General features: G+C 27.5%; 21 protein-coding genes. 4 read left to right on the top strand and 17 right to left on the bottom strand.

Annotated features, from left to right (window positions below; all coding sequences use genetic code 4):
* Positions 1 to 3 precede the first annotated feature (3 nt).
* From NV226_RS02515 to hpt, 3 genes are read right to left on the bottom strand one after another with little or no spacing between them, the layout of a single operon-like run.
* A complete protein-coding gene (locus NV226_RS02515) occupies positions 4 to 822 on the bottom strand; it encodes a YcsE-related riboflavin metabolism phosphatase (RefSeq protein ID WP_258210750.1) in 819 nt (272 codons plus the stop codon).
* Entirely contained in the window at positions 806 to 1,669 is an 864-nt protein-coding gene (truB, locus tag NV226_RS02520) for a tRNA pseudouridine(55) synthase TruB (RefSeq protein ID WP_258210751.1), read from the bottom strand. The genes NV226_RS02515 and truB overlap by 17 nt, the downstream gene beginning before the upstream one ends.
* Positions 1,670 to 1,674: 5 nt before the next feature.
* Positions 1,675 to 2,235: a hypoxanthine phosphoribosyltransferase gene (gene hpt, locus NV226_RS02525; RefSeq protein ID WP_258210752.1), complete on the bottom strand. Its 561-nt coding sequence runs from the start codon at positions 2,233 to 2,235 to the stop codon at positions 1,675 to 1,677.
* Positions 2,236 to 2,387: 152 nt separating this feature from the next.
* On the opposite strand from hpt, the gene NV226_RS02530 reads away from it, so the two are divergent.
* Positions 2,388 to 2,663, top strand: a complete 276-nt coding sequence (locus tag NV226_RS02530) for an HPr family phosphocarrier protein (RefSeq protein ID WP_258210753.1) — start codon at positions 2,388 to 2,390, stop codon at positions 2,661 to 2,663.
* A gap of 54 nt (positions 2,664 to 2,717) precedes the next feature.
* On the opposite strand, the gene NV226_RS02535 is transcribed toward NV226_RS02530, so the two are convergent.
* From NV226_RS02535 to NV226_RS02550, 4 genes are all read right to left on the bottom strand, one after another.
* Positions 2,718 to 2,999 carry a DNA mismatch repair protein MutS gene (locus NV226_RS02535; protein WP_258210754.1) on the bottom strand — a complete coding sequence of 94 codons (282 nt, stop codon included), beginning with the start codon at positions 2,997 to 2,999 and terminating at the stop codon, positions 2,718 to 2,720.
* Entirely contained in the window at positions 2,984 to 3,805 is an 822-nt protein-coding gene (mutM, locus tag NV226_RS02540) for a DNA-formamidopyrimidine glycosylase (RefSeq protein WP_258210755.1), read from the bottom strand. Before mutM ends, NV226_RS02535 begins: the two co-directional genes overlap by 16 nt.
* 125 nt (positions 3,806 to 3,930) lie before the next feature.
* Entirely contained in the window at positions 3,931 to 5,649 is a 1,719-nt protein-coding gene (gene ptsP / locus NV226_RS02545) for a phosphoenolpyruvate--protein phosphotransferase (protein WP_258210756.1), read from the bottom strand.
* 159 nt (positions 5,650 to 5,808) lie between these two features.
* Positions 5,809 to 7,407, bottom strand: coding sequence for a TrkH family potassium uptake protein (locus tag NV226_RS02550; RefSeq protein ID WP_258210757.1), 1,599 nt, complete (start codon positions 7,405 to 7,407; stop codon positions 5,809 to 5,811).
* A 68-nt stretch (positions 7,408 to 7,475) separates the two neighbouring features.
* On the opposite strand from NV226_RS02550, the gene NV226_RS02555 reads away from it, so the two are divergent.
* Positions 7,476 to 8,219 (top strand): potassium channel family protein, encoded by a 744-nt coding sequence (locus NV226_RS02555; RefSeq protein WP_258210758.1) that lies wholly within the window; start codon positions 7,476 to 7,478, stop codon positions 8,217 to 8,219.
* A gap of 49 nt (positions 8,220 to 8,268) precedes the next feature.
* Here NV226_RS02555 and uvrB read toward each other — a convergent pair whose 3' ends face one another.
* The 4 genes from uvrB to secA all read right to left on the bottom strand — a co-directional run bounded on the left by uvrB (position 8,269) and on the right by secA (position 14,086).
* Positions 8,269 to 10,245 carry an excinuclease ABC subunit UvrB gene (gene uvrB / locus NV226_RS02560; protein WP_258210759.1) on the bottom strand — a complete coding sequence of 659 codons (1,977 nt, stop codon included), beginning with the start codon at positions 10,243 to 10,245 and terminating at the stop codon, positions 8,269 to 8,271.
* Positions 10,246 to 10,310: 65 nt separating this feature from the next.
* Positions 10,311 to 10,952: a leucine-rich repeat protein gene (locus NV226_RS02565; protein ID WP_258210760.1), complete on the bottom strand. Its 642-nt coding sequence runs from the start codon at positions 10,950 to 10,952 to the stop codon at positions 10,311 to 10,313.
* Between the two features lie 24 nt (positions 10,953 to 10,976).
* Positions 10,977 to 11,474, bottom strand: a complete 498-nt coding sequence (locus NV226_RS02570; RefSeq protein ID WP_258210761.1) for a hypothetical protein — start codon at positions 11,472 to 11,474, stop codon at positions 10,977 to 10,979.
* Entirely contained in the window at positions 11,474 to 14,086 is a 2,613-nt protein-coding gene (gene secA, locus NV226_RS02575; RefSeq protein ID WP_373423264.1) for a preprotein translocase subunit SecA, read from the bottom strand. The genes NV226_RS02570 and secA overlap by 1 nt, the downstream gene beginning before the upstream one ends.
* A gap of 141 nt (positions 14,087 to 14,227) precedes the next feature.
* On the opposite strand from secA, the gene NV226_RS02580 reads away from it, so the two are divergent.
* Both NV226_RS02580 and rpiB read left to right on the top strand, forming a co-directional pair.
* A complete protein-coding gene (locus NV226_RS02580) occupies positions 14,228 to 14,701 on the top strand; it encodes an L-threonylcarbamoyladenylate synthase (RefSeq protein ID WP_258210762.1) in 474 nt (157 codons plus the stop codon).
* Between the two features lie 108 nt (positions 14,702 to 14,809).
* On the top strand, positions 14,810 to 15,457 hold the full coding sequence (gene rpiB / locus NV226_RS02585) for a ribose 5-phosphate isomerase B (protein ID WP_373423265.1): 648 nt from the start codon (positions 14,810 to 14,812) through the stop codon (positions 15,455 to 15,457).
* Between the two features lie 15 nt (positions 15,458 to 15,472).
* Here rpiB and recO read toward each other — a convergent pair whose 3' ends face one another.
* The 6 genes from recO to NV226_RS02615 all read right to left on the bottom strand — a co-directional run bounded on the left by recO (position 15,473) and on the right by NV226_RS02615 (position 23,028).
* Entirely contained in the window at positions 15,473 to 16,135 is a 663-nt protein-coding gene (gene recO, locus NV226_RS02590; RefSeq protein ID WP_258210763.1) for a DNA repair protein RecO, read from the bottom strand.
* A 58-nt stretch (positions 16,136 to 16,193) separates the two neighbouring features.
* The gene (locus tag NV226_RS02595) at positions 16,194 to 17,402 is read right to left on the bottom strand and encodes an AlbA family DNA-binding domain-containing protein (RefSeq protein WP_258210764.1); all 1,209 of its coding nucleotides are present in this window, start codon (positions 17,400 to 17,402) and stop codon (positions 16,194 to 16,196) included.
* Between the two features lie 120 nt (positions 17,403 to 17,522).
* Positions 17,523 to 18,713, bottom strand: coding sequence for an elongation factor Tu (tuf, locus tag NV226_RS02600; RefSeq protein ID WP_258210765.1), 1,191 nt, complete (start codon positions 18,711 to 18,713; stop codon positions 17,523 to 17,525).
* A 191-nt stretch (positions 18,714 to 18,904) separates the two neighbouring features.
* Positions 18,905 to 19,762, bottom strand: a complete 858-nt coding sequence (locus NV226_RS02605; RefSeq protein WP_258210766.1) for a bifunctional 5,10-methylenetetrahydrofolate dehydrogenase/5,10-methenyltetrahydrofolate cyclohydrolase — start codon at positions 19,760 to 19,762, stop codon at positions 18,905 to 18,907.
* Positions 19,755 to 22,244, bottom strand: coding sequence for a valine--tRNA ligase (locus NV226_RS02610; protein WP_258210767.1), 2,490 nt, complete (start codon positions 22,242 to 22,244; stop codon positions 19,755 to 19,757). Before NV226_RS02610 ends, NV226_RS02605 begins: the two co-directional genes overlap by 8 nt.
* On the bottom strand, positions 22,228 to 23,028 hold the full coding sequence (locus tag NV226_RS02615) for a hypothetical protein (protein WP_258210768.1): 801 nt from the start codon (positions 23,026 to 23,028) through the stop codon (positions 22,228 to 22,230). The genes NV226_RS02610 and NV226_RS02615 overlap by 17 nt, the downstream gene beginning before the upstream one ends.
* Positions 23,029 to 23,056 lie beyond the last annotated feature (28 nt).

Here is a 23,056-nt window from a genome sequence, read left to right on the forward strand (position 1 = left end):
TTGCTAAATAATTCCTTGTTTTTCTAAATATAATTTAGTTCCATTTTCACTAGCTGAAGGAGCAATATCATTGGCTATATTTTTTAGTTCTTGATAAGCATCTTCAACCACAACACCTCAAGCTGCCTCTTTAATCATATGAACATCGTTTGAACTATCGCCAAAAGCCATCACATGATTTTCAATATTTCATTCTTTATTTAGTAATTTACATAAAACAGAAATAGTAGAAGCTTTATTAATTCCTTTTGGAGCAATAAAAAATCCTTTACTTCATTTTGAATTAATTTCCATTGCTAAATTATTTTCTTCAATGAATTTTGATACTTTATCAATGAATTCATCTTCACCAGTTTTGACAGTAATAATATGAATTTTTTCTTCTCTGTTCAATTTACTTAAATCTTGAAAATCATTTTGATATTTTTCTAAAAATCAGTTATTTAAATCAAAACCTTCAGAATTAAAAGCAGCATTTTCTGTCATTACAGAAAAAGGGCAAACTTCTTTATTTAGTAAAAAATCTTCAATTTTTTTGTAATCATCAAAATCAAATAGTGCCTCTCAAATGATTGATTTTTCCTTCATATCATAGATAAATGCACCATTTGCTCCAATAAAATAATCAATATTTGCTACGTTTATTATACTTCCAATTGTTAACATATCTCTACCTGTAGCAACTACTGTTGTATATCTTTTTTGTTTAAGTTTTTCAAACATGTATTCAATTTCTGTTGAAACTTCTTCTTGGCCATAAGGCAAGATAGTACCATCAACATCAAATGCAAAAACTTTAATTTGATTAAATTTGTTGTTCATTTAGAATCCTTTCAATTTTCTTTCCAAATATTTTTTTTGATTTAAGTTTTTCTGCTTCTATCAAACCAATTCCCATAATTTTATTTTCAAAAATTAGCAGAAATTCTTTGGATTGATAATTTTGAAAATTAGTTATTTCTAATTTTATTCCTCTATATAAATCTATTAGTTGTATTTTTGTTAACTGATATTGTTTTAAATTAATAATTTTAAAAGGATCTAATGTTTTATTTAAATCCATCTTAGTTAAATTATTTAATTCGGTTCTTTCTAGTTCTATCATAATGGCATGACAATCTAGTTTTTTTGCTAAATCATGAATCAGTGAACGAATGTAGGTTCCTCTGGAAACTTGGAACTCAAGTTCTAATATTTGATTTTTTGGATCTCAAGACAAAATATTAAAACTTTTAATTTCAACTTGTTGAGCTTTTAAGATTACTTCTTTACCTTCTCTTGCTAATTTATAAGATCTTTTTCCATTAACTTTTTTTGCTGAAAAGATTGGGGGAAATTGATTAATTAAACCTATAAAATTTTCTCTAATTACTTTATTAATTTCTGCTAGCGAGTGAGTTTTATTACAAATTACTTTTTCAACATTGCCTTCGATATCGTAGGTATCAGATTTATAACCGAACTGCATTTTAGCTACATATTTTTTGAATCCTTCATCAATATAAGGAATCAAAGAAGTATCATCATCAGTGGCCACTAAGATTAATCCTGTAGCTAATGGATCTAAAGTTCCAGTGTGGCCAATTTTTTGAATGTTCTTTTCTTTGGCAAATTTTTTAATTGCTCCAAAAGAACTCATACCTTTTTCTTTATTGATTAAATAAATCATTATTTTTATAACTCATCAAACTTGTCTTTATTAAAGACACCTATATATGGTAAGTTACGAAGTTTTTCTTTGACATCCAATCCAAAACCAACTAAAAATTTGTTATCTGGCAAAATAAATCCAGATTTATCAACTTCAATATTTACTTTACGACCCAGGGGTTTGTCAATTAGTGTAACTAATTTGATTTTGTTAGGATTTTTAGTTTTTAATAGATTTAAAATTTTTTCTAAAGTAATACCTGAATCTATGATATCTTCTACCACCAAAACATCCATACCTTCAATATCATAATTCAAGTCCATAATAATTTTAATTGTGTTTGACGATTGCTGTGCACCGCCATATGAAGATGCCACCATGAAATCTAAAATGTGCGGTATTTCAATATGTTTAATCAGTTCTGCTAAAAAGGGAATACACCCCTTAAGTAATCCAACTAAAACTAATTTTTTTGATGCTTCAAATTCCTTATTAGCTCATCGAGCTATTTCCTTTATTTTGTTTAAAATTTCCTCATTTTCATAAATAATTTCTGTAACTCATTCTTTATTTTTCGCTAACATATTGCCTATAATTTTACTATTTTTTAAGGCATTAATTTTAAAAAATAAGTTAGTTTTTGTTATAATAAATTAGTAAATTTAATATTAACACAAAATTTATTCGAATTAATCATGTTTTTTAATAATTAATTTCTATTAACCAGGAGGTCTTTATGGCTAAATTTACCGCAACAGTTGTTGATCCAATTGGAATTCACGCAAGGCCAGCTTCAAAAATAGTTACTGTTTCTTCAAAATTTAAATCAGATATTAAAATTGTTGTAAACGAAAAAACAGGAAACTTAAAATCAATTATGAATATTATGGCTTTAGGTATTAAACAAGGTCAAAAAATATTAGTTGAAACTGAAGGTGAAGATGCTGATCTAGCACTTGAAGAAATCAAAAAAACAATGCTTGAAAATCAAGTTATTGAAATTATTGAGTAGTATTGATAGCAAAAAAGGTTAGATTATTCTAACTTTTTATTTTTATTTTTTTAATTAACTAAAAAAATCTTCATCTCTATTTTTGCGATAAACTCTGTAAGCACCTGTATTATTATTTTCGAAAAACCATTCATAACTGTTTTCTTCTAAAACGTTTTCCAAGACAGTTTTCATAGCACCACTACCTTTGCCTGTAATAAAAAGAATTGATATTATGTTTTGATCATTTTCCATTTCAAACAGTGCATTTAAGATTGGACCATATGCTTCCTGCTCAGTTAGATAATGTAACTCTACTTCTATTTCGTTTTTAAACATAATTATACTTTTTGACAACTTTCACAAATATAAGTTCCCCGTCCATTTACTTTGGTTTTAATAATAATTCTTTCACAACGCGGGCAAGGTTTTCCCATTTTAGTATGAACTTTTAAAAAGTTTTGAAATTTTCCTTCTTTTTTATTCAATGAAGTGTAAGAATTAATGCTGCTACCCCCCAATTCTGTAGAAAGATCTAAAATTTCTGTAGCTTTTTTCAAAATTTCTTTTACTTGTTTTAAAGTAATATCGGCTGTTTTAGTTAGTGGATGAATTTGAGTTGCATGTAAAACTTCATCCACATAAATGTTTCCTAATCCCACTAAAATTGTTTGATCTAATAAAGCTGTTTTAATAGCTTTATTTTTCTTTTGTAGTACTGTAAATAACTCTTTAGCATTAGTTTGAGCAGGAATTTGAGCTAATTTTGCTAAAGGATTGATTGTTAGATAATTTTCTGAATTTCTTAAATGAAAGGTACCAAACATTCTTGTATCATTGTAATGTAAATTGGTTTGATCTTTAAATTCGAAAATAACATGATCATTTCTTTTTCTGAATGTCCTTTCCTCATAAAAATTATATTTTCCTTCCATTCTTAAATGTGAAAGTAAAATTTTTTGATTAGTAAAATGAAAAACAATAAATTTTCCTCTGTTTGTGACATCTAAAATTGTTTCATTTTTAAAATAATTTTTAAATTCTTGGGGACTAAATTCTTTGAATAATGAATCTCTTAAAATAATAATATCAAAAATGGTTTTGTTCACTACATAATCTCTTAAAGCTTTTGTCATCACACGGACTTCTGGTAGTTCTGGCATGATCACTTCCTTTTTATTTTATGAATTTTAAAATACTTTAAAAGTTAATTTTTACATTTTTAGTAATTTAGTTATTCTTAAAAAATAAAAATTTAATCCTGAAATAAGATTAAATTTTGTCACTTTTATAAGCTAGCATTAAATTCATTGACAAGTTTTTTAACTTCTGTTTCAGTTGAACAAGCTAATGCTTTTTCAACTAATTTTTTAGCATCTTGACTATTAATTGCTGAAATTTGTTTTCTAGCTGCTAAAACTGAAGTTGCTGACATTGAAAATTCATCTAATCCCATTCCAACTAGTAATGGAATTGCTTGAGGATCTCCACCCATTTCACCACACATTCCTACTCATTTGCCAGCTTTGTGTGCTCCTTCAATTGTCATATGAATTAATTTTAAAATTGAAGGATTTAGCGGTTGATATAAATATGAAACTTTTTCGTTCATTCTATCAGCAGCCATTGTGTATTGCATTAAATCATTTGTACCAATTGAAACAAAATCTGCGTGTTTACAAAATTGTTCAGTTAATACAGCTGCTGCAGGAACTTCTACCATCATTCCTACTTCAATATTATTACTTACTTTGTGACCCTCTTCAATTAATTTTTGTTTTGTTTCTTCATAGATTGCTTTAGCATCCAAAAATTCTTGAACAGTTGTAATCATTGGAAACATAATTTGTAAACTTCCGTATGCACTTGCACGAATTAAGGCTCTTAATTGTGTTATGAAAGTATCTTTTTTGTCTAGAGACATTCTAATTGCTCGATAACCTAAAAATGGATTCATTTCTTCTGGAAACTTAAAATATTTTAATGTTTTGTCGCCTCCAATATCAAGTGTACGAACTACAACCGCTTTAGGAGACATTTTTTCTAATACAGCTTTATATGATTGAAATTGTTCTTCTTCTGAAGGTCAATCTTGGGCATCCATATATAAAAATTCACTTCTGAATAACCCAATTGCATCACTATCGTTTTCTAAAACACCATTTACATCTTCAACTGATCCAATGTTTGAGGCAATTATAACTTCGTGATTATCTTTTGTTAGTGACTTTTTACCTTTAAATTTTAAAAGCTCATTTTTTAGTTCTAGATAAGCATCATATTCTTTTTTGAACTGAGCAATTTGATCAGCTTCAGGATCAATAACTCCTAATCCTTTATCACCATTCATTGCTACTGTTTGACCATTTACAACAAGATCAGTAATATTACCAATTCCTAAAATAGCCGGAATTTCTAAACTACGAGCCATGATAGCTGAATGAGAAGTTCTTCCACCAATATTTGTTAAAAATCCTTTAACAAATTGACGGTTTAATTGTGCAGTTTCAGAAGGTGTTAAATCTTCTGCAACAATAATAGTAGGTTTATCAATTAAAGTTAAATCTGCAATATCAATTTTTAGTAAATTTTTTACAATCCTTGTAGAAACATCTTTAATATCAGCAGCTCTTTCTTTCATATAAGCATCATCCATTAATTCAAACATTTCGATGTATTTATCACTTACAACTTTAACTGCATACTCAGAATTTAATTGATCATTTTCAATCATAGCCTGAATTTCTTCCTGAATTATTGGATCTTCAGCGACTTGGATATGAGCATCAAAAACTGCAGTTTCTTCTTCAGATAATCTAGCACTAGCTTGTTGTTTGATTTTTTGAATTTGTGCAATTGATGTCTTGACTGCATCTAAATACTTTTCGATTTCTGCAGCAGGATTTGCTATTTGACTTTGAGTAATTTCAATGTGATTATTTTCTAACTTGAAAACTTCAGCAATCGCAACCCCACTTGATGCTCCAATTCCTTTAAATTCTTTCATATATTATCCTCCAAGGATTATTTTGTTAATAATAAAAATAATAGTTTTATTATATCAATATTCTACAAAACTTTGTTTTAAGTTTCTTGAGAAATTTAATAAAAAAGCTTCAAAAAGCTAAAATTACTCATTTTTTTTAGTTTTTTAAAATTTTAGATTTTAACCTATTAAAACTTCTTCTTCAGGATAGTCAAATTTTAATGAACGGCTGTTATGTTTTGATCAAATCAAGATAGTTGAAGAAATACCTAGTTGTCCAATAAACATAATAATAATTAAAGTTAATTTTGAAGAAATATTTAATAAAGGAGAAACACCGAGTGAAATTCCCGTCGTTCCAAAAGCAGAAGCTACTTCAAATAGAACATGAATCATGTTAAATACGCGCTTTTCTGGGTTTGATAAATCAATAGATGTTTGTAATTTTCCTATATCCATATTATTAAATTGTGATATTGAAGAAGAAAAAACGATCATTGTGCCGAAAATTAAAAGTAGCATAGACAGAATTAAAATAATAAATGAGTTAATAACTGTATCATTGGAAATTTTTCTTTTGAAAACACGGACACTAGGTTTAGAAGACATTTTTGCTCAAAGCCCTAAAAATAAAATTGCTAATGTTGTTGTTCTAATTCCTCCACCTGTTGAAGAAGGTGAAGCACCGATTACCATTAAAATGGTCATAACTAATAATGAAGGTGATGTTAAATTATATGGATCAATTGTATAAAATCCTGCACTTCGTGTCGCAATTGAAGCAAAAAATAATGCAAAGACTTTGTCTGATTTTGATCCATAATCATAATTTCAATAATTAGGATCACCCTTTTGAATATTTCAAAAACTATTTGGATCTGTAGAAGTTAATTCAAAGGCATATATTAAACTTAAACCGATAATAGCAACAATAAAATACATCGAAATACTGATTTTACTAAATAATGAAATTTTGTATTCTTTTTTTAGAAATAATTTATGATATACCAAATTGTATAAATCATAAATTACAGGGTATCCAATTCCTCCAAAAATAAAAAGAATTGCTAATCAGCTTTGTAAAAAATAAGAATGATAATAAGGAGCAATAGAATTCGCTCCCATAATATCAAATCCTGCATTATTTAAAGAAGTAATTGAGTGAAAGACAGCAAATTTTAGTGACTCTAAAAAATTGTATCTTGGTGAAATTAAATCTGGTTCATTTGCAAAATTTCCTTCTGCAAAGTAAAAGAAAAATGTTAAAACAAGAGTTGAAACTAAAATAAAAACAAATAATATATTAATTGAAACAATAATAATTTTTCTCGTTGAACCAACTTTAATACTGCCGCGTTCTACGTTTAAAATATTTCGCTGAAAAATGGAAATTTTTTTACCAAATAATCAGTTTACAAAATAAACTTTTAAGGCAAAAAAACCAATTCCACCCACTAATATTAAAATAGCAATAATGCTTTGACCAAAACTGGTTCAAGTATGCGCTGTAGGATGGATTGTTAAACCTGTATCACTAAAGGCACTAGCAGAAGTAAATAAGGCATCTACATAAGAAACACTAACTCCTTCTTTTTGAGCAGACTGACTGTAGAGAATTAACGAACCACTGATTGTGATAATAAAATAAATAATGAATACTCATTTTATTTTACTAATTTTTCGCTGATAATTAAAGCGAAGTGAATGATTAGTTTTATTAAATATCTTAATAATTCGACTAATTTTCTTTTTAAAACTTTCTAAAAAGTAAAATTTCATAATTGTTATTATATAAAAAAAATGCCTTTTTTTAGTTATAATTAACTAAAAAAATATTAGGGAGTGATATGGCAGTAATTAAGAAAAAAGCACAAAAAAACACAGGTAGTATTTGTGTTATTGGTGGTGGACGCTTTGGACAAGCTGTAATTAACACACTAAATAGATTAAAAAGAAATGTTGTTTTAATTGATGATAATAGTGAAACAACACAATTTCTTTCTAATACTGTTGATTCTGTATTTTTGGCAGATGCTTCTGATATTAACGCTTTAACTGCTATCGGTGTACAGGATTTTGACACAGTAATTATTGCTGTAAGTGATAATATTGAAATTGTGGCAGCTTTAATTGAAATTGGTGTAAAAAACATTATTGCTCGTTCAAAAAATCCGCGCCATAGTCGTGTTCTACGTCACATTGGTGCCAATGTTATTATTAGACCTGAAGAAGAAGCGGGAGAAAAAGCTGCTTTAATTGCAACTAATAATAACCACATTATGTATACAGAATTACTAACAGAAGTAGGTGGCGGTTTTTATATTGCTAGTGTTAAAATTGATAATCCTAAATATATCGACTCTCCACTGAAAAAAATTAATTTTGGTAAATTAGGTGTTTCAATTGTTTTTATTAAAAGAAAGAATCGTTCTTTCTTACCTGATGGAAAAACAAAATTAAAATCAGGAGATACAGTAAGTTTTATTGGTGAAATTGATGATATTACTAACTGTTTAAACTTAGTTAATACTAAAATTAAAGAAGAAATTCTTGAAAATGAAGTGAAGAAAAAAGAATTTATTAATAGTTAAACTTCTTTTTATAATATACAAAAAATGATGTTTTAAAAACATCATTTTTTTATGAATTTTCCACTTCTAGTTCAATAATAGTATCACGTAATTCGATTGCTCGTTCAAACTCTTTATTTTTAGCTGCTTCATTCATTTGTTTGCGTAAACTATCTAATAATTTTTCAAATTCTTTTTTATTTTTCTTTTTAGCTTTACCGCTTTCTAAAAAGAAATTAACTGAATTAGTAATATCATGCCCTTGAATTGGTTCAGCAATTGGTTTAATAATTGTTTGGGGAATAATATGATGTTTTTCATTGTATTCTTGTTGAATTTTTCTTTTATACTGATTATCATCAATAGCATCTTGCATTGCTTTTGTTATTTTATCAGCATAAAAAATTACTTTTCCATGATCATTTCTGGCTGCACGACCAGCAATCTGAATTAATGATTTTTTTGATCTTAAAAATCCTTCTTTATCAGCATCTAAAACTAAAATTAATGAAACTTCAGGTAAATCTATTCCTTCTCTTAAAAGGTTAATTCCAATCACTGCATCATGAATTCCTTTACGTAATTTTCTTAAAATTTCATTACGTTCAAAAGTTTTATGTTCTGAATGAATATAAGCTACTTTTTGATTTTTTTCTTGTAATGCTTTAGCTAATTCTTCAGCTACTCTTTTTGTGGAAGTTAAAATTAAAGTTCGTTCTTTTTTCTGTTTTTGTTCTTGGAGTCTATCAAAGATATTTTCAAATTGATTCAATGTCGGATGTATTTCAATGATAGGATCTAATAATCCTGTAGGACGAATAATTTGCGAAACAATTTCTCCAGCAGTTTTATCTAATTCAAAATCTGCTGGAGTAGCAGAAATATAAATTCTTTGAAAATCAAATTTTTCAAATTCCTCAAAAGTTAAGGGGCGATTATCTAAAGCTGAAGGTAAACGAAAACCATAATCTACAAGATTTTTCTTTCTGGAATAATCTCCTGCATACATTCCTCCAATTTGGGGAATTGTAATGTGTGATTCGTCAATAATAATTAGTGCATCTTTAGGTAAATAATCTAAAAGGGTGTAAGGTCTTTCGCCTTTTTGACGACCATCCATATGTCTTGAATAATTTTCAATGCCACTACAAAAACCAAATTCTTGTATTGAATCAATATCATTTTTAGTTCTTTCTTCTAGTCTTTGCTTTTCAAGCAATTTTCCTTCTTTTTGAAATTGATCTAGTCTTTCAACTAGTTCTTCATAAATAGTTTTAATAGCTTTCTCCATTGTGGTTTGTTTAGCAGTATAAGCACTAGCAGGGTAAATTAAATAATTTTTGTATCTTTTAATAACATTTTTAGTTAATGGTTCAATTTTGGAAATTGATTCGATTTCATCTCCAAAAAACTCAATTCTTAAAATGTACTCTGCAGTTCATCCGGGTGCTATTTCGACAACATCACCTTTAGCTCCAAAAGTTCCTGGAACTAAATCAATATCATTTCTTTGATAATTAATCTTAGTTAAACTTAAAAAAAATTCCTGACGATTAATAACCATTCCTGTTTCAATGTGATAAAAATTATCACGATATTCTGCTGGATTTAAAGCCCCATAAATGGCAGCTACAGAGGAAACCACAATTGTATTGGGATATGAAAGTAATGAATTAAGAGAAGACATTCGCATTGCCTCTAAATCCATATTAGTTTTAGAAGTTTTTTCTACATAAACATCTTTTCGAGGCAAATAAGCTTCAGGTCGATAGTAATCAAAATTAGAAACAAAATATTCCACTTTGTTTTCTGGAAAAAACTCTTTTAATTCTGAATACAACTGTGAAGCTAGAGTTTTATTATGAGATAAAACTAGCACAGATCTATTTGTTTGTGCTATTACATTTGCAATAGTAAAAGTTTTTCCACTACCTGTCACACCAAGCAATACTTGGTGTTGTTTTTTTTCATTAATTCCCTTAACTAATTGTTCAATAGCTTTAGGCTGATCACCTGAAGGATGATAGTTGGATACTAATTTATACATTGTCAAATTATAAATAAAAAAAATAAGTTACTAAAAACTTATTTTTAATTTTAAATAATGATTTTTTAGAAAATATTTTTTCCTTGTTTTACTTCAGATGAAAAAGTTGGTTTATTAGCAATCTTATTACCTCAGAAAGCTTCTTCAGCAATTGTTCCTTTAGTTGGATTATAAACTAAGGTTTCTATCTCATTAAATGCAAATGATTGTTTTCCGATATTTTCAACAGAATTTGGTAAAGTTAAACTTTTAATTTTTTGATTTAGAAAAGCAAACTCACCAATAGTTTTTAATTTGCTATCTGGAGCAAATACTAATTCAGTAATATGTGTTTCTAAAGCTCCACCATGGAAAGTTCTAGGGCCAATTTCTTCTAGATTTGATGGAAAAATAATTTTGTTAACACTTAAAAGATAAATAGTAGACTCTGCATTATCACCTTCTCCAGTTTTTACTACATGTGTAAAAGGAAAAGCAGCTAAATTTACTTTTGTTACCCGGATGCTTTTTAATTGTGTAAAAGAAGATAAATCTAAAGTAAAAGTTCTTTTTTCTAAATCAATATCTTTCATTCACTGTGATTTAGTTTCTTCTGTTAAAGAATTTTTAAAAAATTCTTCATTACCACTGCATGATACAGCAACAACTATAGGCGTAGTTACAACTCCAATTGCAGAAAATAATTTAATTAATCGTGTTTTTTTCATAATATTTTTTAACTCCTTAAATATTTAGGTTTGATTAAATAATTTTTCTTTTGTTTCGATTTTAATTTTGCAAAAATCATGTAATGAAATTCAAACATAAACTAAAATAAAATAACCTATCCATAAGTGAACAATTGGTCTTTTGTTATTTGCTTGAAAGTCTTGAAAATAAAAAACTGTTGTAATAATTAATGGAATTAGGGTTAAAACTAACAGTACCAAAAAAATAATATTTAATGATAAAACTTTTTTAGTTTTAATTCCTTTACAAAAATCATACTGAAATTTTGGATCTAACCAAAATGTATTTTTTAAAAAAACTTTTGCTTTTTTTCCAAAAAAAACTGTTAGTAAAAAAAATCCATAAACAAAGGAGTTAAGAATAATAAAACTATAAAAATAGGAATAACCACCTTCAGGTAATTTATTTTCTAAATCAATCACTTCTAAAATTGAAAGTGCATAAAGCGTTGTAATGATAAAAAAGATGATTCACTTTGAAACTCTGTATAGATAAAACATTATTTTTCCTCTGCGCTATTGAACACTTTGCTTTGTTGGTTCATTAATTCTAATTCTTCTTTTTGACGTCGTATATTAAATTCAGCTTCAGCAATAATATTTTCTCTAATTTGAGGATGTAAATCAGTTGGAATATTTAAAATAGCACCATTTGATAATTGATAATTTTCATATTCTGTAACAATTGAATTAGGATTATTAAAGAGAGCATAAACAGAATTTAAAGCAATATTTTTAATTAACAAATCAAATTTTTTACTTCCCTCTTCTGTAAAAATTTGGTAAGGATTTTTTTGTGAATATTGTACTAGATTTGAAGAAGATCTTAATTTATCCATGGCATCAATGTGATTTTTTCATTTTTCATCAAAAGCATTCAAAATAATGTGTCTTTCATTATTTCTTTGACCATCTTCACCAAGATTTTTAATTAAACGTTCTCTGATCTTTCCATATTCTTCTTCAAGTTTTTCAGTAATAAAATTTTCTAAAAATTTTCCATGATGCTTATTCATTTCCTTTAATTGAATTTTTTCACTCTTGGGTAAATTTAGCAGTTGTTCATTAATATAAGAAAGAGTTTTAGGATAATCTTGTTCACCATTTTGTAATAATAAATGAGGCATTTCTAAAATTTGTTTTACAGTGTTTTTAATCATTCTTTCAATAATATAATCTAATTTTGGATGTTCCAAAATTAAGTCACGTTGTTGGTAAATTAAGTCACGTTGTTGACGAATTACATCATCAAAATTTAAAACTGATTTACGACTGTCATAGTTGAAACCTTCAATTTTTCGCTGTGCTCTTTCAAAAAGACGGTAAATATTTTTATCTTCAATTTTTTGATTTCCGGCATCTTTAAAAAATTCTTTTCATTTATCACGCATTGCAAAACGGGTAATTAATTGATCATCTAATGATAAATAAAACTTAGAATAACCCACATCTCCTTGACGCCCGGCACGACCTTTTAATTGATTATCAATTCTTCTAGATTCAGCTAAGTCTGTACCAAGAACATATAAACCACCTAGTTCTAATGCTTCCTTTGTTGGTTTAATGTCTGTTCCCCGTCCTGCCATATTAGTTGCAATTGTAACAGCTCCTACAATTCCAGCCTGTGCAATAATTTCAGCTTCATCTTGATTTTGCTTAGCATTTAAAACTGTATGGGGAATATTTCTTTCTAATAAAAGTTGGTGAAGATATTCTGACTCATTTACTTGTGAAGTACCAATTAAAATTGGTTGTTTTTTTTCATACACACGAGCTACTTCATCAACAATAGCAGTATATTTAGATTTAAAATCATAGTAAATTTCATCTTTAGCTTCAATTCTTTGAATAGGTTTATTAGTGGGGATGGGGTGCACACGCATATTATAAATATCAATAAATTCCTGTTCTTCAGTTTTAGCTGTTCCTGTCATTCCTGAAAGTTTTTTAAACATTCTGAAAAAGTTTTGATAGGTAATAGTTGCTAATGTGTGATTTTCAGGTTCAATTTCTACTAGCTCTTTAGCTTGAATAGCTTGCTGTAGTCCCTCAGAATAAGCTCGCCCTTCCATCACCCTTCCTGTAAAAGAATCTACTAAATGAATTTTTTCATCTTGAACAATGTATTCCACATCTCGTTTCATGATTTTATGTGCTCTTAAAGCATTTTGAATTCTGTGTACTAATTCAGAATGCACAATATCATAAAGATTGGAAATTCTAAAAAAAGAATTAGCATGATCAATTCCAGCATCAGATAATTTAATCGATTTAGTTTCTTCATCAATTTCATAATGTTCTGGTTTTAGTGTACGTACAAATTGATCAGCAGTCATATAAATTTTTGAAACGTTTTTGTCACCACCAGAAATAATAAGCGGAGTTCTGGCTTCATCAATTAAGATTGAATCTACTTCATCAACAAGAATAAAATTTAAACCTCTCTGAACTTTTTCTCAAGAATTTTTTACCATGTTATCACGTAAGTAATCAAATCCTAATTCTGAGTGAGTTGAGTAAGTGATATCACAAGCATAGGCATTTCTTTTTAAAGATGGATCCATTTGAGCTTTATTAATTCCTACAGACATTCCTAAGAAATTAAATACTTCACCCATTTCAATTGCATCACGTTCTGAAAGATATTCATTAACTGTAGAAACAATGACACCTTTACCGCTTAAAGCATTTAGATAAACCGGTGCAATTGAAGTAATAGTTTTACCTTCTCCTGTTCGCATTTCTGCAACTGAACCAAGATCTAAAATAATTCCACCTAAAATTTGCACATCAAAAGGTTTTTTACCTAAAACTCTTCATGTTGCTTCACGAGCTGTTGCAAATACTTCATTTCTAATAGATTCTAATTTAGTACCTTCTTGAATCATTTTACGAAACTCATTTGTTTTAGCTTGCAATTCTTCATTTGTTAATGCTGCATATTTATCACCTAAAGCATTAATTTCTTTTAATGCTTTTTCTGCAATAATCATTTCTGCAGATTTAAATTTAAATTTTTTTTTCTTTTTCAATTGAGAATGAGGTGGTTCTAAAGTTTGTTCATCAGTAATATTGAAATCTTTTTTAAACAAAGTTTTTAACTTTTTAATCATAGATTATATTTTACATTAAAATAGCTTTTTCAACAGCTTATAGTTAAAGCTAACTCTAAAAAAATAATATAAGAGCTATTTATCTTATTCATAACAACATTTTTTAATTTTTTCATGATTTTTTTCGTTAAAATTTTCTAAGTGAAAGAAAAAATAAATAAAAAAAATTATGACAAAATTTTTATTACAACCACAGACACACTAGTGGGAATTGGTTGCTTTGACTATGAAAATTTAGAATTAATTTATGAATTAAAAAAACGTCCTTTTGATAAAAAAATTATTATCTTGGTTGGTTCTATTGAGCAAGCAAGAAAATTTAAAAATTGAAATCAACAAGCGGATGAATTAGCTAAAAAATATTGACCTGGACCCGTTAGTTTAATAGTTAATGGACAAGGTTTTCGTATGCCCAATCAGCAAGGGTTAATTGATTTTTTATTAGAAAAAGGCCCTGCCTTTGTTACAAGTGCAAATTTATCTGGTCAAAATCCTTTAACTTTTGAACAAGCTATTGAAAATTTTAAAGAAGTAAAAACAGCTTATAATTTTGGAAAAGGTTCTAATATAGCATCTACTATCATTGATGTTGGAACTGGAAAAAAACTACGTTAATTTTGTTAATTTTTATACAGAAAAAATACTTTTTAACATCTTTGAAAATTTTAAAAATAAATAGTATAAAATATTTTTAATAAATACTATTTATGAAAGGTTTTAAATATGGGAAATACAAAAATTAAATTTGGATTTGCAAGTGATCATGCAGGTTTTGAATATAAAGAAGCATTAAAAAAATATGTAGAAAATAAGGGTTTTGAAGTTGTTGATCTAGGTCCTTTTAACGAAGAAAGCAGTTCTTATGCTGTTTATGGTCAAAAACTAGGTCAAGCATTAAAAAATAAAGAAGTAGACTTAGGGATTGCTGTATGTGGCACAGGACTAGGAATGTCATATGCATTAAACAGAATTCATACAGTAAGAGCTGCTAGAGTTGCAACAGTAGAAGATGCACATTTAGCAAAACTACACAATAACGCCAATGTTCTTACATTAGGTCAAAGAACTAACACTTTAGAAAATGCAAAAGCAATGGTTGATGAATTTATTAAAACAGAATTCGAAGGTGGACGTCACAAAGAAAGAATTGATAAACTAGACCAAATTGAAACTTGTGCAGATATATGTACTACAGATGCTTGTGCTACAGATATATGCGCAACAAATGCTTGTGCTACAGATATATGCGCAACAAATGCTTGTGCGACTGATGCTTGTGCGACTGATGGTTGCACTACAAAAGGTTGCCGTGAAGATGAGTGTGCAACAGATCCAAATTGTTGTATAACTGATACAAAAAATTGCTGTTAAATTGAAAAATAATATTTAATAAAGATTTTGATTTAAATATTTTTGAAGTTCTAAATAAATTTCACGATTGGTTTTAAAATCAATTTCTTTAAAATAACGTTTTAAATCAAATTCTAAAAAATAGTAACCATAAAGTTTTTGGGTTGCTATTTTTTTTGTTTTATGTAATTGACAAAGAAATCCACCTTTTAAAAAACTAAATGAAGCAATATAATAAATAGTACCACATTCTACACATCCTTTAAATGATGGTTTTAATCCGTGCAATTCTAAAATTTGCATCACAATATATGTCAATAAATGTTCATTATTTTCTGTACCTCAATCCGGTCAGTGTTTTTCTAATAAGCTAAAAAATTTACTATTTATTTTTTCTAAACGGTTAAGTTGTTTGAATAGTTCACCTGCAATTTTTAAATTATTTTGATTTTGAATATCAAAATTTACTAAAGCATTTGCTTTTTTTAATTTTGACATTTTATTTTTAAATGGTGAAGCAAAAATTTCAAATTCACCATAAGTTCCCAAAATTAAACCGTAACGATTTTTGCTTTCCATTTTTCGCACACCAGGTGCAAAAACTGAATAAATTCGTTGCGGAGTTAAAATTTTGACAATTAAATCAAAATCACGATAATTTTGCTGATTAATTACGATACCGCGAACTATTTTTTCCATTTTAAAATTATAAAGTTAAAAAATAAAACATAAGATCAATTACTTGATAAGTTATGTTTTATTTTTCTGCTATTTTAAAATCAATTCTATAAGTTACAGAAATATCATCTGAAGTGATGGCATTGGGATAGTAATGTTGAATTTTTTTGATTCCAACATTACTATCTCCAAAAATTTTATTAGCTAACTTTCAAATAACAGGGTATTTAACGGCAGAAATTTCTTTTTCTATTAAGTGATTAATTCCGCCTCTTTGGAAAGAGTTAAAAATAATATGATCATCAAAAATTTCGATAATTGGTCCATTATTACTAAAGTGGTAGTAGTCATTATGCAATACAATATTTTTAATAATTTCATCTAAAATATCAGGTTGACAAAATTGAATTTTTTTATTTAGATCTTGGAAAAATAAATTTAAAAATTCAATGTAATCCAATATTGGACTAGAAGACAAAATTAGTTGTCTTGGTTTTAAATCAATATTTAATTTTGAACTAAAGTTGTTGATCTTGACTTTTGTATTGTTATTATCAGACAATAAGTATGCTTCATAATTAAAGTTTTTAGTTTTGGGGATATATAAATAATTTTCTTTGATAAAACGTCTAGCAAAAAAGTCATAATTGGGATAATCTTTTTTGAAAAACTGATAAATTTTTTTAAATTCTAAATATTTATCCCTACTTTTTAAATAAGCATAATTAACTTCTTGGGAACGAGATTTATTTAAAATTACAACTTCAGAAGGCAACAGTTGAGCTGTTTGGGAACCATTCCTTGTAAAAACTCCTGTGCTTTGTTTATTTTTTAAGATTGATTTATCTAGTCTATAAATAATTTCTCGTGATCCAAAAATTGTTAGACAAATTACTCAGGGATCTTTTTTTATAATTTCAATGGTGTAATAAGAACTTAGTAGTTCAGGAAAAATGTGTTTAGTGATTTGATCAGAAATATAAATTAAAGCTCGATCTACACATTTGGAAATGTTATCTAAATTATTACAAAAATGAATTTTTGATAATTTTAAAATTTGTGCTTTTTCATCGTTTTTAGTAAAAAAAACTAATCCTTCTTCTTGCCCCTTATCATTTATTCCAAAATATATTTTGCCACCTAAACCAGAATTTAAAAAGGCAACAATAGTTTTTAATCATTTATAATCACTTTCAGGAAAAAAGAGTTTATATTCTATTCTTGAGTCTTCACCACTCGATAATTGAGTATCATTAATTAATTGAATATTGTTATTTTGATTTGACATTTTATAAATTATAGTTTGATTTTTTAAAAAAGAAAAACCAAAAGCAAATTAAGCTTTTGGTTTAAAGATATTTTTAACTGGGATTTAAAAATATTATATTAGTGCTGTTAGTACAAAAAATTATTTAATAATTTCTGTAACTGATCCAGCTCCAACAGTTCTTCCACCTTCACGGATTGAGAATTTTGTTCCTTGCTCAACAGCAATAGGAGCAATTAATTCTACTGTTAGATTTACATTATCTCCAGGCATAACCATTTCTGTACCTGCTTCAAATTTAATTCCACCTGTAACGTCAGTTGTTCTAAAGTAGAATTGAGGTTTGTAGTTTTGGAAGAAAGGAGTGTGACGTCCACCTTCTTCTTTTTTCAGTGCATAGATTGCAGCTTTAAATTGTGTATGAGGAACAATTGATTTTGGTTTAGCAATAACTTGTCCACGTTCAATACCTGTTCTATCTACTCCACGTAATAGAACTCCGGCATTATCTCCAGCCATCGCTGATTCAAGATTTTTACGGAACATTTCAATTCCTGTAACAACTGTTTTTTTAGGTTCTGCTGTGTAACCAACAATTTCAACTTCTTCATTGATTTTAACTTGTCCACGTTCTACTTTACCTGTAGCAACAGTTCCACGTCCTGTAATTGTGAAAACATCTTCAACAGCCATTAGGAATGGTTTATCCATTTCTCTTTCTGGAGCTTGGATGTATGAATCAACAGCATCCATAAGTTCAATAATTTTTTCTTCTCATTTAGCTTCACCATCTAGAGCCCCTTTAGCTGAACCTCTAATAACTGGTGTATTGTCTCCATCAAAATCGTATGAAGATAATAGATCTCTAATTTCCATTTCAACTAGATCAACCATTTCATCTTCACCTTCAAGCATGTCAACTTTGTTTAAGAAAACAACGATTCTTGGAACACCAACTTGTTTTGAAAGTAGAATGTGTTCTCTTGTTTGAGGCATTGGTCCATCTGTTGCGGCAACAACTAAGATAGCTCCATCCATTTGAGCAGCACCTGTAATCATATTTTTAACATAGTCAGCGTGACCTGGACAGTCAACGTGTGCGTAATGTCTTTTTTCTGTATTATATTCAATGTGTGCTGTGTTAATTGTAATTCCACGTGCTCTTTCTTCAGGAGCAGCATCGATTGAAGCATAGTCTTTGGCTTCTGATAGCCCTTTTTTAGATAAAACTGTTGCAATAGCTGCTGTTAAAGTTGTTTTACCGTGATCAACGTGACCAATAGTACCAATATTAACGTGCTCTTTGCTTCTATCAAAATTTTCTTTTGCCATTTTATTAGTTCCTTCCAATTAATTTTTAAATATATTTTATAGTTTCAACGCGTTAAAACCTACCGATGTATAGTCTTTCAACTATATCCTATCCAATCAAATTGAAACATGAAATTAAATTTAAATTTAGTTTTTATAGCAGAGCTATTTAGCCAAAATATTTTACCATATTTTTAAAAAAAGTAAAATTGTTATTTTTCCACTAAAACTTTATTTTTAGCTTTTTCTTCAAATAATTCCACAATATTTGTCATTAAGGCAATAACCGTCATAGGACCAACCCCACCAGGTACCGGAGAGATTGCACTAACTTTATTTTGAACACTTTCAAAATCAACATCTCCTGTTATTTTATTGTTGCCCAATGAATTAATTCCTACATCAACAATAATAGCATTTTGTTTAATATTTTCTGCTTTGACTAAACCACTAACTCCTGCAGCTACTATAAGAATATCAGCTTCTTCTGAACCAGCAATTCCGGTATCAATATTAAAACTTTTAGTAAAAGCTCCTTTTTTGCTTAATAGTTCTTTTGTTGGCTTGCCCACTAAATTAGATTCGCCAATTACATAAGCTTTTTTATTAATGATCTCTATATTATAATGTTCCAACAATAACATTATACCTTTAGGTGTTGCTGGAGTAACAGCTTTTTTATTACTATAAAAAAGCTCATAATTTATTTTTGATAAACCGTCAGCATCTTTATCTGCAGGCACTGCATTTAAAGCATTTTGTTTATCAATATGATCAGGTAATGGTAATTGCACAATCATGGAGTCTACTCTTTGTGATATTTTTTTAATTTCTAAAATTAAATCTTTTTCTGAAATTGTTTCTGAAAATCTAATAACTTCAGATTCGATGCCAATTTCTTGAGCTTTTTTAACCTTATTGGCAATATATTTATTCGATGCAAAAATATCACCAACTTGAATAATTGCAAAATATGGTTTTTTTTGCCATTTTGCAACTTGACTTTTTAATTGTTCTGTAATTTTAGAAGCAGCAATTCTTCCATCTAAAAGCAGAAAATTATTATTCATTATTACCTTTAATTAATTTTAAATATTCATTTAATTTAGCTTGATAATCTGCTAATTTTGCTTTTTCTAAATTAATTTTTTCTGCTGGAGCTTTTGCAATAAAACCAGCGTTAGATAAAATGCTTTGAGATCTTTTAATTTCATTTTCTAAAAAATTAATTTGTTCTGTAATTCTTTTTGATTCATTTTGTTTAAATTCTTCATTTAATTTAATAAATAGTTTAAATTTGGAAAGCTGAATCAAAGAATCATTATTTTTATAAAATTGTGATTTAGTTAAATTATTAATCATTTCTATTGCAGTATTTGGTAATGAATTATCTTTAATATAGTATTGCAAAATTATTTTTTTAGAAATGTTGTATTTTTCTCTAAATTCACGAATTGTTTTGACAATTTCTATAATATCATCAATATAATCTACTTGATTTGAAATTGATAAATTTGCTAAATTAGATTCTAATAGTTCTTCATGAAAAATTTCTCGATAAATATGGTCTGTTAAAAATGGCATAAATGGATGCAATACTACTAGTAAATGTTTCAAAATTAATAAAGCAGTTTTTTTATTGGGATTTGCTTTAGATAATTCAATATATCAAGAAGAAAAATCATCAAATAAGAATTTTTGAATTTCTTTACCCATTAAAGTAAATTCATAACTTTCAAAATACTTGGCAATATTACTTTTTAAATTTTCAAGCTTATTAATAATTCATTGATCTAATCCAGTATTTTCTTGAGTAGCATCATTCATCATAAAAATATAACGTGAAATATTTCATAATTTATTATTAACATTTCAAGCAGCTTCTAGTTTTTCTTTTGAAAAACGTAAATCTTGTCCAGGAGTAGAGTTTCATAATAAAAAGTTTCTTAAACTATCGGCTCCATACTGATCAATAATTTCCATTGGATCAATTCCATTTCCTAAAGACTTAGACATTTTTCTACCTTGTTCATCACGGATTAATCCATGTAATAAAACATCTTTAAAAGGGATTTGACCATCCATAAAGTGAAGCGAAAAGAAATACATTCTTGCCACTCAGAAGAATAAAATATCTCAACCTGTAACTAGTAAAGAAGTAGGATAATAATGTTCTACTTTTGCTTTTGTTTGTGGTCATCCTAAAAATACAAAAGGAGAAAGAGCAGAAGAAAATCAAGTATCTAATACGTCTGGATCTTGAGTTCAATCATCACCAGGTGATGTTAATTGCACTTTAATTTCATCACCTTTATATCAGGCTGGAATTCTGTGTCCTCAAATTAATTGACGCGAAATAGTTCAATCATAAATTTTTTCCATCCATTGATGCATAGTATTTTTGAATCTTCCTGGAAAAAAATTAACTGCGTGATTGGAATTTAAATTTGCTAAAACTTTTTCAGTTAATAAATCCATTTTTACAAATCATTGTGGTGAAACTAAAATTTCAATTGCGGCTTTACTACGTTCTGAGTAACCTACAGGCGAAATGATTTCTTCTGTTTTAACTAAAAAATTATTTTTTTGTAATTTTTTGGCAATTTGTTTTCTTGCTTCAAAACGATCTAAGTTAACAAATTCTTGTGCTAAAGAATTCATTTTTCCTGATTGATCAATACTTTCTAAAATTTCTAAATTATTCTTTTGAATAATTTCAATATCTTGAGTAGCATGAGCTGAAACTTTCATAACTCCAGTTCCAAAAGACGGATTTATATATTCATCTCCAATAATAGGGATTATTTTCCCACTTAAAGGATGTTTTACATTTTTACCTATATATTTTTGATATTTTTCATCTGAGGGATGAACTGCAACAGCTACATCTGAATAAAGTGTTTCCGCTCTTGTGGTTGAAATAATCAAGTATTCTTCTGAATTTTCTAAAAAGTATTTTATATAATACATTTTTTGTTTTGTGTCTTCAGAAATAACTTCAATGTTTGATAAAGCAGTTTTTTGAATTGGATCTCAGTTAATTGCTTTCGATGATCTATAAATTAATCCTTGATTATATAAATCAATAAATACTTTATTAACAGCTTCATTAGCTGCACTATCTAAGGTAAAACGTTCAGCATCATAATCTAAAGCTAATCCCATTTTTGCTCATTGATCACGAATCAATTGTGAATATTCATCTTTTCATTTTCAAGCATGTTCTAAAAATTCTTTACGTGTAATATCTTTTAAAAAGATATTTTCTTGAGCAAGTTTTTGAGCAATTTTAGCTTGTGTAGAAATTCCGGCATGATCCATTCCTGGTACTCATTTAACATCAAAACCTTGCAATTTTTTATAACGAATTACTGTATCTTGAATAAAAGAATTTCATGCATGACCAATATGTAATTTTCCAGTAACATTTGGCGGTGGCAAGATAACGGCAAAGGGCGGTTTACTTAAATCATGAGTTGAAAAAAACTTTTTCTCAATTCATTTTTGATTTTTATCACATTCAATAAGATGATGATTATACTTTTTTTCCATTTTTACCTTCTATCTTTGCTTTCTTACCTGAAGTGTTATTAATATAAGATCAGTGATTTTCGCTAATTTTTACATATTTTTTTTCATGAATTAATTGCCAGTATTGATCATTATTTAAATTTTCAATCTTTGAATAATCTCATTCTTTAGTCTTTAAAAAGTGAGATAAATAATTATTGATTGGTTTATTAAAAAATGTTTTTTTTGGAGCCATTTCAAGAATTAATCCTCTTGTAAAAAACATCGCATAATTAATGTCGCTGTTTTTTACCACTTCTCAATTACCAAAATAAATTGTTGTTTTATTTTTTAAAAAATTAGAAATAATTTCTCTTGTTTCAACACTTAATTGATAAATATTTAAATCTAATAAATATATTTTAGAATCTAAAAATTGACTGATTGCTAGATTTAATTTTATTTTTTCTTCGATTGTTAAATCTTCATAATTATCTCAAAGAATTTTATACTCTAATTTTAATCTTTTGAATATATCTGTTAAAAAATAAATTCCTAAAATAAGATCTTGATTTTTTAATTCTGATTTATCACTTGCAAATAAATAATTAATTTGTTCTAAATGACTTAATACATTGTTAGTTTGGTATTTAAGAAAAAGCTTTTTATAATTTTTAATTTTTTGACGTTGCTGGTGTTTTTTACCCAAAAAAATAAAAAGTAAATCTAGCTTATTAATTTGAGAAATAAATTTACTATCTAAATCATTAAGTAAATTATTTAAATTTTTAAAATTATCAAAAATATCTTTTTTTATTTTGAACATTTTCCACTAAAGTAATAATTTCTGTTTT

Source organism: Mycoplasma iguanae (assembly GCF_024722375.1).
Classification (GTDB): domain Bacteria; phylum Bacillota_I; class Bacilli_A; order Mycoplasmatales; family Metamycoplasmataceae; genus Mycoplasma_M; species Mycoplasma_M iguanae.